Source organism: Streptomyces sp. NPDC005774, from assembly GCF_042871645.1.
Lineage (GTDB): Bacteria > Actinomycetota > Actinomycetes > Streptomycetales > Streptomycetaceae > Streptomyces > Streptomyces pratens.
This window is the reverse complement of sequence record NZ_JBIAIV010000004.1, coordinates 200,441-214,240: the sequence shown is the minus strand read 5'-3', so window position 1 is coordinate 214,240 and position 13,800 is coordinate 200,441. Positions and strand designations below refer to the sequence as shown.

Below are 13,800 nucleotides of genomic sequence, written 5' to 3'. Positions count from 1 at the left end.
GCGGACCCCGGCCCGCAGGGGGTGAAGGCGCGTCAGCTCAGCGCCGCCCGCTCCTTCAACGGCTCCCACCAGTCGCGGTTGTCCCGGTACCACTGGACGGTTTCGGCGAGGCCCTCGCGGAAGTCCTTGCGCGGTTCGTAGCCCAGCTCTTCGCGGATCTTCGTGCAGTCGACGGAGTAGCGGCGGTCGTGGCCCTTGCGGTCCTCGACGTATTCGACGCTGTCCTCCCAGTCGGCGCCGCACGCTTCCAGCAGCAGTCCGGTGAGTTCCTTGTTGGAGAGCTCGGTGCCGCCGCCGATGTTGTAGGCCTCGCCCGCGCGGCCCTTGGTGCGGACCAGTTCGATGCCCTGGACGTGGTCGTCGATGTGCAGCCAGTCGCGGACGTTGCCGCCGTCGCCGTACAGCGGGACCTTCCTGCCGTCGAGGAGGTTGGTGACGAAGAGCGGGATGACCTTCTCGGGGAAGTGGTGGTGCCCGTAGTTGTTGGAGCAGCGGGTGACGCGGACGTCCAGGCCGTGGGTGCGGTGGTAGGACAGCGCGATCAGGTCGCTGGAGGCCTTCGCCGAGGAGTAGGGCGAGTTGGGCTGCAGCGGGTGGGTCTCGGGCCAGGAGCCCTCGTCGATCGAGCCGTAGACCTCGTCGGTGGAGATGTGCACGAAGGTCTTGATGCCGGTCCGGTGCGCGGCGTCGATGAGCGTGTGGGTGCCGACCACGTTCGTGCGGACGAACTCCGCGCCGCCGTCGATGGAACGGTCGACATGCGACTCGGCGGCGAAGTGCACGACCTGGTCGTGCTCGGCCATCAGTTTGCCGACCGGCTCCGGGTCGCAGATGTCGCCCTGCACGAAGGCGAACCCCGGGTGCGTACGCACCTCGTCGAGGTTGGCCGGGTTGCCCGCGTACGTCAGTTTGTCCAGGACGGTGATCGCGACATCACCGGGGCCCTGGGGGCCCAGCAGCGTACGGACGTAGTGCGAGCCGATGAAGCCGGCGCCGCCGGTCACCAGGATCCGGGCCGGGGAAGCTTGGGAGGAAGGGGCCGTCATGAGGAGATCTGCACCTTGCTGTGATCACCGAGCACGAGCCGGTGGGCCTTGGGGTTACGGGGAGCGGGCGTGACCTCGACATGGCGCCCGATGAGCGAGGCCTCCACCCGGCGCACACCGGTCACGGACGAGCCCCGCAGAACGATGGAGTACTCGATTTCGCTGTCCTCGATCCGACAGTCCTCGGACACCGAGGTGAAAGGGCCGATGTACGCGTCGTTGACCACCGTACCCGCGCCGATGACCGCGGGCCCGACGATCCGGCTCCCGTGGACGCGCGCGCCCTCCTCGATGCGCACCCGGCCGATGATCTCACTGGCCTTGTCCACCATGCCCGCGTTGTGCGGCTCCAGGGTCTCCAGGAGGGACCGGTTGACCTCCAGCATGTCGGTGACGTTGCCGGTGTCCTTCCAGTATCCGGAGATCGTGGTGGAGCGGACGTCCCGCTTCTCGTCGATCAGCCACTGGATGGCGTGCGTGATCTCCAGCTCGCCGCGCCAGGAGGGCTCGATGGAGCGGACTGCCTCGTGTACGGCCGGGGTGAACAGGTAGACGCCGACGAGAGCCAGATCGCTCTTCGGCTGCTTCGGCTTCTCCTCCAGATTCACCACCCGGCCGTCTCCGCCGAGTTCGGCGACGCCGAAGGAGGTGGGGTTGGGGACCTTGGTCAGCAGGATCTGCGCGTCGGGCCGCTCGGTCCGGAACTCCTCCACCAGTCCGGTGATGCCACCGACGATGAAGTTGTCGCCGAGATACATGACGAAGTCGTCGTCGCCGAGGAAGTCCTGGGCGATGAGCACGGCGTGCGCCAGCCCCAGGGGGGCTTCCTGGGGGATGTAGGTGACCTCGAGCCCGAAGCGGGAGCCGTCCCCCACCGCCTCACGGATCTCGTCCGCGGTGTCACCGACGATGATCCCGACCTCGCTGATCCCGGCTTCGGCGAGTGCTTCCAGGCCGTAGAAGAGCACAGGCTTGTTGGCGACGGGCACCAGCTGTTTGGCCGAGGTGTGGGTGATGGGACGGAGACGGGTCCCCGCTCCCCCGGAAAGCACGAGAGCCTTCACTTCTTACGCCCCAATACTCTGCTTACGCAGGGAAAAAGTTCCCATTTGTCCAAATTTAACGCTATCCTTAAGTCGAATTATATCTCTGACTCGAGATCTTCGATTCGTCGGCCATTCACCCCTTCGATTCTTGTGTGACAGCCAAGGGCCGGGACAAAAGCAATCCGCCCCCGGCAAGGCCGGGGGCGGATCACAATCCTCGTACGGTCCGACGTCACTCCCCGTCGGTGGTGCTCGACACGGACGGCGGAGACTGCTGTTCGGCCGCCGCGGTCTTCTTCGCCACGGTCTTCTTCACCGTCGCCTTCTTCGCCGTCGTCTTCTTCGCCGTCGTCTTGGCGGCAGTCGTCTTGGCCGCGGTCGTCTTGGCTGCGGTCGCCTTGGCCGCGGTCGCCTTCTTCGCCGTCGCCTTCTTGGCGGTGGCCTTGGTGGCGGTGGCCTTGGTGGCCGCCGTCTTCTTCGTGGCGGCCTTCTTCACCGTGGCCTTCTTCGCCACCGTGCGGGCAGCCTTCCCGGCCGGAGCCGTCACGTCGGCGGCTTCCCCGACGGGCGCCTCCTCCGCGGCGGCCCCCGCCTCGGCCGTCGCGGCCGACGGGACGACCACGACGGCCGCCTCCTCGGACGCGGTGGACACGGTCGACTTGCGCACCGCGCGGCGGCGCGGGCGCGGCGGCGCGGCGGTCTCGGCCACCGGCTCGGGCGCCTCCGCCGGCTCGGCCGGGGACTGCGCGGCCACCGGCTCGGACGCCTGCTCGGGCTCCGACGGGACGGCCATGGGAACGGTCTCCGTGACCGTCACCACCGCGGCCTCGGCGCCCGCCGGGGAACCGGCGGGAGCGGACACCTTGCGGGTGGCCCGGCGGCGCGTACGGCCCTGGGGAGCGGCCTCCTCGGCAGCGGGTGCCTCGGCAGGGGTTTCGGCAGGGGCCTCGACGACCGGGTCCTCGGCGGCGGCCGGTGCGGCGTGCGCCTCGGCGGCCGGCTCCGGCTGCACCGGACGCGCGGCTTCCTGTGCGGCCGTCGTGTCCTGGGCCGTCGGCGTCTGAGCCGTAGGAGCCTGAGCCGTCGGCGTCTGGGCCAAAGGCTCCTCGGCGGTGGCCGCGCCCGTGGTCTCGGCGGTGACCGGCTCGCGACGGCGCTCCTCGCGCCTCGGGGCGCCGGCCGGGGCCGAGGCCCTCCGGCTCACCCGGCGACGGCCGCGTCCGCGGGTGGCCGCGGCCTCCGCCTCGGCGGCGCTGCTGTACAGCTCCTCGTCGGGGGTGTACTCGGGGGCCGGGAGCGCGGCCGGCTCGGCGGCCTCGGCGGCGACCTCGGCCTCCGTCTCCGGCTCCGCTTCCGCCTCCTGCTCCGCCGTCGGGACGACGTCGGCCTCGTGCTCGTGGAGGTGCTCCCCGGCCCGCGCCCGCTTCCTGCGCTTGCCGCCGCCTCCGGCGGAGGTGGGCTGGTCCAGGTGGACGATGACACCGCGCCCGTTGCAGTGGACGCAGGTCTCCGAGAACGACTCCAGCAGACCCTGGCCGACCCGCTTGCGGGTCATCTGCACCAGGCCCAGCGAGGTCACCTCGGCGACCTGGTGCTTCGTACGGTCCCGGCCCAGGCACTCAAGGAGGCGCCGCAGAACAAGATCCCTATTGGACTCCAGGACCATGTCGATGAAGTCGATGACGATGATGCCGCCGAGGTCGCGCAGCCGCAGCTGACGCACGATCTCCTCGGCCGCCTCCAGGTTGTTCCTGGTGACCGTCTCCTCGAGGTTTCCGCCCTGACCGGTGAACTTGCCGGTGTTGACGTCGATGACGATCATCGCCTCGGTCCGGTCGATCACCAGCGAACCGCCGCTGGGCAGCCAGACCTTGCGGTCGAGCGCCTTGGCGAGCTGCTCGTCGATCCGGTACGTGGCGAAGACGTCGACCTCACTGGTCCACTTCTGCAGCCGGTCGGCCAGGTCGGGCGCGACATGCGCGACATACCCGTGGATGGTCTGCCAGGCCTCGTCGCCACTGACGATGACCTTGGAGAAGTCCTCGTTGAAGATGTCCCGCACGACCCGGACGGTCATGTCCGGCTCGCCGTACAGCAGCGTCGGCGCGTTCGAGCTGCCGCCGTTCCTGGACTTCTTCTTGATGTCGTCCCACTGTGCCTGCAGCCGCTCGACGTCACGGCGCAGCTCGTCCTCGCTCGCGCCCTCGGCGGCGGTACGCACGATGACGCCCGCGTCCTCGGGAACGACCTTCTTGAGGATGGTCTTCAGCCGGGCCCGCTCCGTGTCCGGCAGCTTGCGGCTGATGCCGGTCATCGAGCCCTCGGGAACGTACACGAGGTAGCGGCCCGGGAGGGAGACCTGGCTGGTCAGACGGGCACCCTTGTGCCCGATCGGATCCTTCGTCACCTGGGCGAGCACCGACTGGCCCGACTTCAGCGCGGCCTCGATCCGACGCGGGCCGTGGGCCATGCCCAGCGCCTCGAAGTTGACCTCACCGGCGTAGAGCACGGCGTTGCGGCCCTTGCCGATGTCGAGGAAGGCGGCCTCCATCGACGGCAGCACGTTCTGCACCTTGCCGAGGTACACGTTGCCGACGTACGAGGTGGCCTGCTCCTTGTTGACGTAGTGCTCGACGAGCACGCCATCCTCCAGGACGCCGATCTGCGTACGGTCGCCGTACTGCCGGACCACCATGACGCGCTCGACGGCCTCGCGGCGGGCCAGGAACTCGGCCTCGGTGATGATCGGGACGCGTCGGCGGCCCTGCTCACGGCCTTCCCGGCGGCGCTGCCTCTTCGCCTCCAGACGCGTGGAGCCCTTGATGGACTGCACCTCGTCCGACGGCTCGGAGGCATTGCGCGGCTCACGCACCTTGACGACGGTGCGCTCGGGGTCGTCACCGGAGGCCTCGGCCTCGCTGCCGCCGTCACCGGCCCGGCGGCGCCTGCGGCGACGGCGCCGGCTGCTGCTGGAGCCGCCCGCGGCGCCGGTGTCGTCACGGTCCTCGGCCGACTCGTCGGTGTCGTCCGCGTCGTCGGCGGACCCGTCGTCGGTGTCGTCGGTGTCCTCGGTGTCCTGCTCGGTGTCGTCCCCGGACTCGTCGCCCTCGGCGTCGGCCTCGGCGGACTCGCCGCGCCGGCGGCGACGGCCGCCCCGGCGGCGGCGACGGCGGGAGCCGGGGCCCTCGTTCTCGTCCTGGTCGTCGTCCGCGTGGTCCTCGGTCTGGTCGTCGGCGTCCGCGTCGGCGTCCGTCTCGTCCTCGGTGCGGGCGTCCACGGCGGGCTCGGTACGGGTGCTGCCGGAAGCGGTCCGGGCGGCCGGTGCCGCCTCGGTCTCGTCCGCGGCGCCCCGGCGACGGCGTCGGCGGCGGGAGGCGACGGGCTGCTCCTCCGGGAGCTCCTCGGTCTCCTCCGGCTCATCGGGCTCCACCGTGTCGGCGGCCTCGGCCGCCGCTTCGGCGGCGGCCCGCTCCGGGGTCTGGAACTGGGGCTCGGTGAACACGGGAGCCTGGAAGACGGCGACCGCGGGACGTGCGGGACGCTTCGTCGTCCCGGCCTCGACGGCTCCGGCCGACCCTGCGGCGGGGCGGGCGGGCTCGGCGAATCCGGCGGCGGGCTTGCGGACCGCACGGCGCCTGCGGCGCGGAGCGGCATCGTCCGCGGCAGGCACCTCGGGCGTCTCGGACGCCTCGGACGTCGTGGGAGTCTGCGGGGTCTCTCCGGTGGTCTCGCTCACGGGAGCCTTCGCCTCCTCGGCGGGAGAGGCGGCGGCCTCGGCGGTCGCGGGGGCGGAGACACGACGCGAGGCGCGACGCCGGGTACGGCGGGGAGCCGCGTCGTCGGCGACGGCGGTCTCGGCGGTGTCCGCGGGGGCGGCCTCCGCGGCGCCGGCGGCCTGCGGGCTGTCCGCGACCACGGTGCTCTCGGCACCCGCGGAGCTCTGTGCCGATTCGGCCGGTTCGGTGGTCCCGGCGACGGTGGCCGTCGGCGAGGTCACGCGGCGCGTGGCACGACGGCGCGCACGCGGCGGGGCCGCTTCCGCGGCCGGCTCGGCGTCCGCGACGGGCTCGGCGGCCGGAGCGTTCGGCACGGCCGGGGCCTCGGTCGCCGGTACGACGGTCTCGGCGGTGTTCGCCGCTTCCGGCGCGTCCGCGGACGAGGCCGGGCGGCGCACCACGCGACGGCGCCTGCGCGGAGCGGCGTCGTCCGCGACGGCCGGCGTCTCGGCCCGGGTCGCCGTCGGCTCGGGTGCTGCGGCCGTGTCGGCCCCGGTGCTTTCCGCGGCCACGAGCTCGTCGTTCTCGTCGAGCGGCTCGGGCGACTCGGCGGCCGGTATGGCCGGGGCGGTCGTCTCCTCCGCTGTGCCGGGGGCCGCCGTGGGCGGGCCGGCGGGGCGGGACGCGGCCCGGCGCCGGCGGCGCGGCGGCAGGGTGTCGCTGGGGCTGTTCGGTTCGGAGCCCTCTGTGGGCTCGGTCGGTTCGAGCATGCGGGGGTTTCTCCCGTCAGGCTCCCGGGCGCCGCACCTGGTCCGGCGATGCCGGTGACGTCCGCGGTTCGCGCGAAGCGCGGTTACCGCCGTCCGGGGCGCGGGCGCCGCACGGGAGCTCTCTAGTGTCCTGTCTCACCGGTTCCGTACACCGAATGCGCACGGCCTGGCGAAAGTCTTGTGGTGGTTGCGCTGCCCGACCCAGGTGGCTCCCGAGGTACGAGGGCGGCGCTACGACGTCCGTCCCTACGCGGGACCTTCCTTACGCCGACGCCGTCGCGGTGGCAGTGGCACCGGCCGGATGCGGCACGGTCGCTGCTGCCTCGCGGTCGGGCGCGAGCGGGTCGGTCACCGTGCCGGTCTCTTCATCGAGCAGCCCCTGCGCCAGCCTGGTCACCGCTGCGGGGACCGGCGGCGCCAGATCGGCCACGGCGCGGAGACCGGACAGGACGTCGTCGGGTCGAACGGCAGGCGTCACGTGCCGAACAACCAGCCGCAGTATCGCACAGGGCCGGTCGGTCGACCTATCAGCCGGTGAAGAGGGCGCTTCCACGCTCTCCAGTTCCACGACCGCGGAACGGGCGTCGAACGTGCGGACGCCGCTCTTCGTCCGGCGCTGCACCTCGACGGTTTCCGCCGCGTTGAAGGCGTCCACCGCTCGGCGGGCCTCCTCGGCGTCGACGCCGTCCAGCCGCAACTCCCACACCGAGGCCGTGAGCCGGTCGGCGAGCCCCGAGGTACGGGCCTCGGCCGCCTCCACGATGTCGAGGCCGGTGGGCAGCGACTCGTCGAGGAGCGTTCTGAGCAGTTCCGGGTCGCGCTCCCGGGTGAGCGCGATCTCGAGGTACTCCGCCTCACTGCCCGTGCCGGTGGGTGCGGCATTGGCGTACGAGACCTTCGGGTGCGGCGTGAACCCCGCCGAGTACGCCATCGGCACCTCGGCACGGCGCAACGCGCGCTCGAAGGCACGCTGGAAGTCACGGTGGCTGGTGAACCGGAGGCGGCCGCGCTTGGTATAGCGCAATCGGATGCGCTGCACCGCGGGTGCGGGCGGCGGGCCTTCGGGCTGTCGCTTGCCCAGTGTCGTTCAGTCCTTCGTGAGTGCTGTCGTACTGCTACCAAGAGTACGCGTGTCACCGCCGATAGGTTCCCGTCGGTTCTCACCCCGTTCCGGCCCCTGTTCCCCGACCAGCACCCGGCGCAGGTCGGCGCGCGTCCGCCGCAGCGTCAGGCGCGCGGAGGCGAGGGACTGCCGGACGGCCCGCCCCACGGCACGCGCCGCCTCGGCGGCGGGCCGCAGCACCACGTCCCGCACCACGTGTCCCACCGGCGTCAACACACGCGTGTACGCCCAGCGCACCGGTTCCACGACGACCCACCGGAAGAGGGTCCTCAGGAACCGCCCCACCGCGAGCGAGACGTACCCGGCGACCCGCCAGGCATGCCCGAGGGCGTTTCGGATCTCCCGCGCGACGACGGCGAGCACCCGCCCGACCGGCACCAGGACCCAGCGCCACACGGCGAGCAACGGCAGCACGAACAGGATCCGGGTGATCCAGTACAGCCCCACGCCGATGCCGGTGACGAGCACGTCCACCAGCCACGCCAGCCCTTTCGCACACCGGGCGACGGCATGTCCGACGGGCGTGAGCACCCACGCGTACAGCCACACACCGGGCACGACGACGAGGTACCGCGTGAGCCAGGAGAGGGCCGCGAACACCCCGAGTCCGATCACGGCCGACACGGACCCGATCCCGCGCAGCACCCACATCACCCCGTGCCCGAGAGGCGTCAGCACGCGCGCGTACAGCCACACCAGCGCGTGCCCGAGCGGCACGAGCACGTACCGGTACAGCCACCCGGCGGGCACGACGACCACCAGGTTCCCGAGCCACGCGAGCACTCCGCCGAGCGGCGCGAGGACGTACCTCCACAACCCCACCAGCGGCCACACGAAAACCGCGCGCCCGGCCCACAGCAGCGCCCGCCCGAGCGGACGGAACACGGCGCGGCCCAGCCACCGCGCGGCGACGGCACACGCGTCCCACACCAGCCGCACCGGCAGGACCACGAGGAACACGACGACGCGCACCGGCAGGCGAATCGCCACCACCAGACACCCCTCGCCCGCCGCCTCCCCCGACTGCTGCTGCTGCGGATGCCGGTGTACGGGCGGTGCCGGCCTCTCGGCGTCCAGCTTCTCCAGGTCCATGCAAGTGAGGACGCCCCGGCAAGCCATTCGGATGCACCGGCACCGGACCGATGCGTCACCCTCCCCGCACCCGATACCCGCGAATCTACAATGCTGTAGAAATCGGCTCTGGAGTGTCACCGCCGCGCGAACCCGCCGTCCCGTTCGCACCTCGGGCATGGCGCGCGGCACGAAGGAGCAGATACAAGCACGATGAACGACCACCCTGCCCCCACGAGCGCCATGCCACGGCCGCCCGGGCCCCGGCCCCTGCGTCACGTCCTGGCGCAGCGAGCCCGCGCCCTCACCGAAGCCCGCTGGTTCGCCCTGTCCGTCTTCGCCCTGATCATCGCCAACGCGGTCCTGCTCGGAGCCGAGACCTACAGCGGACTCGCTCGCGACTGGCACCACTGGTTACACCTCGCCGAACACCTCTGCCTCGCCGCCTTCACCGTCGAGATAGCCGTGCGCGCCTGCGCCCACGCCGACCGCCCCCGCGACTTCTTCCGCGATCCCTGGAACCTCTTCGACCTGGCCGTCATCGTCTGCGCGTTCCTGCCCCTCGTCCGCGAGAACACCACCGTCCTGCGGCTCCTGCGCCTCGCCCGCGTCCTGCGCACCGCCCGCTTCCTGCCCCAACTGCGCATCGTCATCGTGGCGGTGGCCCGCAGCCTGCCCGGCACCGTCAGCTTCCTGATGGTGGGCACGCTCCTGCTGTACGTCTACGCCATGGTCGGCTGGGTCTTCTTCGGCGAGGCCGACCCGGCCCAGTACGGCTCCCTCGGCCGCGCCGCCCTCACCCTCTTCCTGCTGATGACCCTGGACGGCCTCGGGGACGCGGTCCACGCGGGCCTGGCGGTCTCCCGCTGGAGCATCCTCTACTACGCCTCCTACGTACTGATCGCCTCGTTCGTCCTGGTCAACGTCCTCATAGGAGTCGTCATCAACTCCCTGGAGGAGGCCCGCGAACTGGAACGCGAACAGTCCCCCGCCCCTGACGCTCCCTCGCCCCCTGCCCCGATCCGCACCACGATTCCGGCCCCGATCCCGGCACCACTTCCGACCCCGGATCCCGCCGTGGACCTGCGCACCCGCATCGCCATCGCCAGAAGGGCCTTGGACGATCTGGAAGCCGTCCTCCCGCCCCTCCTCACCACCCAGCCACCCGAGCCGGCCCTCACCCCCGCACCCGACCCGGCGCGTCCGTAACACCCCGCCCCCGTCGCGGGCCGCGAACGCCGGTGGGCCCACTCCGATGTTCCGGAGTGGGCCCACCGAACAGCTCAGGACGACGACTCAGGACGTCGCACCGCTGGGAGCGGGCGCCGCGTTCTTCACCGTCAGCGGGAGCAGCTTCTTACCGGTTGGTCCGATTTGAATACTGGTGTCGAGCTGGGGGCACACGCCGCAGTCGAAGCACGGGGTCCAGCGGCAGTCCTCGACCTCCGTCTCGTCGAGGGCGTCCTGCCAGTCCTCCCAGAGCCAGTCCTTGTCGAGACCGGAGTCGAGGTGGTCCCAGGGGAGGACCTCCTCGTAGGAGCGTTCGCGGGTGGTGTACCAGTCGAGGTCCACGCCGAACTGCGCCAGCGACTTGTCGGCGCAGCGCATCCAGCGGTCGTAGGAGAAGTGCTCGCGCCAGCCGTCGAAGCGGCCGCCGTCCTCGTAGACCGCGCGGATGACCGCGCCGACGCGGCGGTCGCCGCGGGAGAGGAGGCCCTCGATGATGCCGGGCTTGCCGTCGTGGTAGCGGAAGCCGATGGAGCGGCCGTACTTCTTGTCGCCGCGGATCTTGTCGCGCAGCTTGGTCAGGCGGGCGTCCGTCTCCTCGGCCGACAGCTGTGGGGCCCACTGGAAGGGGGTGTGCGGCTTGGGGACGAAGCCGCCGATCGAGACCGTGCAGCGGATGTCGCCCGAGCCGGAGACCTCGCGGCCCTTCTGGATGACGTTCATCGCCATGTCGGCGATCTGGAGGACGTCCTCGTCGGTCTCGGTGGGCAGGCCGCACATGAAGTAGAGCTTCACCTGCCGCCAGCCGTTGCCGTAGGCCGTGGCGACGGTCCTGATCAGGTCGTCCTCGGAGACCATCTTGTTGATGATCTTGCGCATGCGCTCCGAGCCGCCCTCGGGGGCGAAGGTGAGGCCGGAGCGGCGGCCGTTGCGGGTCAGCTCGTTGGCCAGGTCGACGTTGAAGGCGTCGACGCGGGTGGAGGGGAGGGAGAGACCGACCTTGTCTTCCTCGTAGCGGTCGGCGAGGCCCTTGGCGATGTCGCCGATCTCCGAGTGGTCGGCGGAGGAGAGGGAGAGAAGGCCGACCTCCTCGAAGCCGGTGGCCTTGAGGCCCTTTTCGACCATGTCGCCGATGCCCGTGATGGAGCGCTCGCGTACCGGGCGAGTGATCATGCCGGCCTGGCAGAAGCGGCAGCCGCGGGTGCAGCCGCGGAAGATCTCCACCGACATGCGTTCGTGGACCGTCTCGGCGAGCGGGACGAGGGGCTGCTTGGGGTAGGGCCACTCGTCGAGGTCCATGACCGTGTGCTTGGAGACGCGCCACGGGACGCCCGACCTGTTCGGTACGACGCGGGCGATCCGGCCGTCGGGGAGGTACTCGACGTCGTAGAAGCCCGGGACGTACACCCCGCCGGTCCTGGCCAGGCGGAAGAGGAGTTCCTCGCGGCCGCCGGGGCGGCCCTCCTCCTTCCAGGCGCGGACGATCCGGGTGACCTCCAGGACGGCCTGTTCGCCGTCGCCGAGGACGGCGCAGTCGATGAAGTCGGCGATCGGCTCGGGGTTGAACGCGGCGTGGCCGCCGGCCATGACGATCGGGTCGTCCAGGCCGCGGTCCTTGGCCTCGAGCGGGATGCCGGACAGCTCCAGGGCGGTGAACATGTTGGTGTAGCCGAGCTCGGTGGAGAAGCTCAGGCCGAACACGTCGAAGGCCTTGACCGGGCGGTGGCCGTCGACCGTGAACTGGGGGACGCGGTGCTCGCGCATCAGCTCCTCCAGGTCCGGCCAGACACTGTAGGTGCGCTCGGCGAGGACGCCGTCCTGCTCGTTGAGCACCTCGTAGAGGATCATGACGCCCTGGTTGGGCAGTCCGACCTCGTACGCGTCGGGGTACATGAGTGCCCAGCGGACGTCACAGCTGTCCCAAGGCTTGACCGTGGAGTTGAGCTCTCCGCCGACGTACTGGATCGGCTTCTGCACATGCGGGAGCAGAGCTTCGAGCTGTGGGAACACAGACTCGGCGGCTTCGGCAGGCATCTCGGGAACCTTTGTGCGAGGGCTGGGGACTCCCCGGCCGGAGGCGGCTGAGGGCGGGGTGACCATCCAGCCTAACCCGGCCGGGAAGGTCCCCCGCACGCCGGCCGGAGGCGGTGGCCTGCGTCAGAGACCGGTGCTCCTCCCGATGGATGTCCAGGTTTCCGGAAGCGTCGCCTCGACGATCTCCGCGCGGCGTTCCTCGCGTCCGTAGAGCAGGCCGTGGGTGAAGGCGCTCTCCCCCGCCGCGTGGGCGACGGCGGACAGTTCGCGCAGGGTCCGGCGGGCCATGACGCTGTCCTGGTGATCGCCGAGCAGGCTCTGGAGCTCCTTCATGCTCGTGACCAGATCCTTGGCGGGAGCCTTGAGGGCCGGGCCGGAGGCTTCGGCTGCGTAGCGGGTGCGCTTGGTCTTCTTGCGGGCCTCGTGCAGGGTGACGTCGCGCTCGCGGCCGGGCGGGAGGTCCAGGGCCCGGGTGACGAGGCCGGACACTTTGCCGAGGTCCTTGCGCAGGGCCTTGGTGAGCGTTTTGGACGGCTTGGACGCGGCCTTCTTCCGCAGGGGCGGATCGGCCAGCAGGGCCTCGAGGGTGTCGAGCAGGGTGAGGTAGCGGCGGGATTCGAGGACGGCGGTGACCTCACTGTGGGCTCCCCTGTGGCCGATCTCGGCCCAGGTGGTCAGCCGGTCGCGGACAGGGCCGGAGACGAGGGCGTCGGGCAGTTCGTCCAGGGCCGACAGCAGGCGCTCGGCGAGTACTTCCTGGTCGCGGTCCAGACCGAGTTCGACGGCCAGCCACTTCAGGTCGACGCCGATCGGGTCGGTGACCTCCCGGTCCAGGACGGACCGGAAGGAGCGGAAGGTGCTGCGCAGGCGGCGGGTGGCGACCCGCATGCGGTGTACGGAGTCGGGTACGTCCTGGCGTACGGCGGGGTCGAGTTCGACGAGCGCGTCCCGCTGGGCGCGGACGTAGGCGAGGACGTGGTCGCCGGCGGTGACGGGTTTCCCGACCGGGCGACTGCGGTGTTTCTGCTTCGGTGCCGCGACCGGGGCGACTGCGTCGACGGGTGCGGCTCCCTCGGAACGGCCGGCCGTCACGGCGCCCGTGCCCATGTCCTTGGCCGTGCCCTTGCTCTCGGCTTTTGCCTTGTTCCCGCCTTGGCCCTTGCCCGTGGCCGGTGCGGTCTCGGCGAGGGCTCGCGCCAGTTTGGAGGGCGCCTTCGACGGACGGACGCCTGCCTTGCGGAACCGTTTGTCGACCTTGTCGAGGAAGGCGGGGTCGCCGTCGTCGGCGAGTTCGACCTCGATCTCGGTCCACTGGGCGGTACCGCCGCCGGTGAGACGCTCGGCGTGTACGGCGTCGACGCTGATCTCGGCGAGGAGCCGGCCGGCGGCATCGAGGAGGTGGCGCAGGTCCCGGTCGGAGCGCAGCCGGACCACGGGGGTCAGTTCGGCGCCGCGGACACGGGAGCGGACGAGCCGGGCGAGGCTCTCCGGGACGGTGTCGGAGAGCGGGGCGTGGATCTCGTCGCGCACTCCGGGGGCCACGGGGAACTTCAGGTGCCAGCCGGCGTCGGAACCGCCGGTGCGCCTGCGGAGGGTGAGGGAGGCTGCGGCGAGGCGCTCGTCGGCCGTGTCGTAGTAGATGGCGTCGAGGTGGGCCACACCCCGGTCGATGACGGACTCGACACCGGGGAGGCCGGTCAGGTCGGGGAGTCCACTGTCGCCGGACTCATATTTTCGCTCGATTTCCCGCTTCGTGTCCGTCATGAC

Annotated in this window: 8 protein-coding genes; 1 reads left to right on the top strand and 7 read right to left on the bottom strand. The window is 71.2% G+C overall.

Translation table 11 applies throughout. The features are described from left to right. Nucleotides 1–32 precede the first annotated feature (32 nt). The 5 genes from rfbB to ACFYQA_RS06260 form a co-directional block, all read right to left on the bottom strand. On the bottom strand, nucleotides 33–1,046 hold the full coding sequence (gene rfbB, locus ACFYQA_RS06280; protein ID WP_388912276.1) for a dTDP-glucose 4,6-dehydratase: 1,014 nt from the start codon (nucleotides 1,044–1,046) through the stop codon (nucleotides 33–35). Further along, nucleotides 1,043–2,110, bottom strand: a complete 1,068-nt coding sequence (locus tag ACFYQA_RS06275) for a glucose-1-phosphate thymidylyltransferase (RefSeq protein ID WP_388912273.1) — start codon at nucleotides 2,108–2,110, stop codon at nucleotides 1,043–1,045. Before ACFYQA_RS06275 ends, rfbB begins: the two co-directional genes overlap by 4 nt. 214 nt (nucleotides 2,111–2,324) lie before the next feature. Beyond that, nucleotides 2,325–6,578: an Rne/Rng family ribonuclease gene (locus ACFYQA_RS06270; protein ID WP_388912270.1), complete on the bottom strand. Its 4,254-nt coding sequence runs from the start codon at nucleotides 6,576–6,578 to the stop codon at nucleotides 2,325–2,327. A gap of 262 nt (nucleotides 6,579–6,840) precedes the next feature. Next, nucleotides 6,841–7,617: a TIGR03936 family radical SAM-associated protein gene (locus ACFYQA_RS06265; RefSeq protein ID WP_388912267.1), complete on the bottom strand. Its 777-nt coding sequence runs from the start codon at nucleotides 7,615–7,617 to the stop codon at nucleotides 6,841–6,843. A 48-nt stretch (nucleotides 7,618–7,665) separates the two neighbouring features. Continuing rightward, on the bottom strand, nucleotides 7,666–8,793 hold the full coding sequence (locus ACFYQA_RS06260) for a hypothetical protein (RefSeq protein ID WP_388912264.1): 1,128 nt from the start codon (nucleotides 8,791–8,793) through the stop codon (nucleotides 7,666–7,668). A gap of 192 nt (nucleotides 8,794–8,985) precedes the next feature. Here ACFYQA_RS06260 and ACFYQA_RS06255 point away from each other — a divergent pair, with 192 nt between their 5' ends. Continuing rightward, nucleotides 8,986–9,981: an ion transporter gene (locus tag ACFYQA_RS06255; RefSeq protein ID WP_388912261.1), complete on the top strand. Its 996-nt coding sequence runs from the start codon at nucleotides 8,986–8,988 to the stop codon at nucleotides 9,979–9,981. 87 nt (nucleotides 9,982–10,068) lie between these two features. On the opposite strand, the gene ACFYQA_RS06250 is transcribed toward ACFYQA_RS06255, so the two are convergent. Beyond that, nucleotides 10,069–12,033, bottom strand: coding sequence for a TIGR03960 family B12-binding radical SAM protein (locus tag ACFYQA_RS06250; RefSeq protein WP_388912258.1), 1,965 nt, complete (start codon nucleotides 12,031–12,033; stop codon nucleotides 10,069–10,071). Between the two features lie 123 nt (nucleotides 12,034–12,156). Next, complete coding sequence (locus ACFYQA_RS06245; protein WP_388912255.1) at nucleotides 12,157–13,797, bottom strand: CHAD domain-containing protein; 1,641 nt, start codon at nucleotides 13,795–13,797, stop codon at nucleotides 12,157–12,159. Between the last annotated feature and the right edge of the window lie 3 nt (nucleotides 13,798–13,800).

Coding starts and splice junctions, on each gene's coding strand:
- ACFYQA_RS06255 (WP_388912261.1), top strand. CDS start 8,986: ATGAACGACCACCCTGCCCCCACGAGCGCCATGCCACGGCCGCCCGGG.
- ACFYQA_RS06260 (WP_388912264.1), bottom strand. CDS start 8,793: ATGGACCTGGAGAAGCTGGACGCCGAGAGGCCGGCACCGCCCGTACAC.
- rfbB (WP_388912276.1), bottom strand. CDS start 1,046: ATGACGGCCCCTTCCTCCCAAGCTTCCCCGGCCCGGATCCTGGTGACC.
- ACFYQA_RS06245 (WP_388912255.1), bottom strand. CDS start 13,797: ATGACGGACACGAAGCGGGAAATCGAGCGAAAATATGAGTCCGGCGAC.
- ACFYQA_RS06250 (WP_388912258.1), bottom strand. CDS start 12,033: ATGCCTGCCGAAGCCGCCGAGTCTGTGTTCCCACAGCTCGAAGCTCTG.
- ACFYQA_RS06270 (WP_388912270.1), bottom strand. CDS start 6,578: ATGCTCGAACCGACCGAGCCCACAGAGGGCTCCGAACCGAACAGCCCC.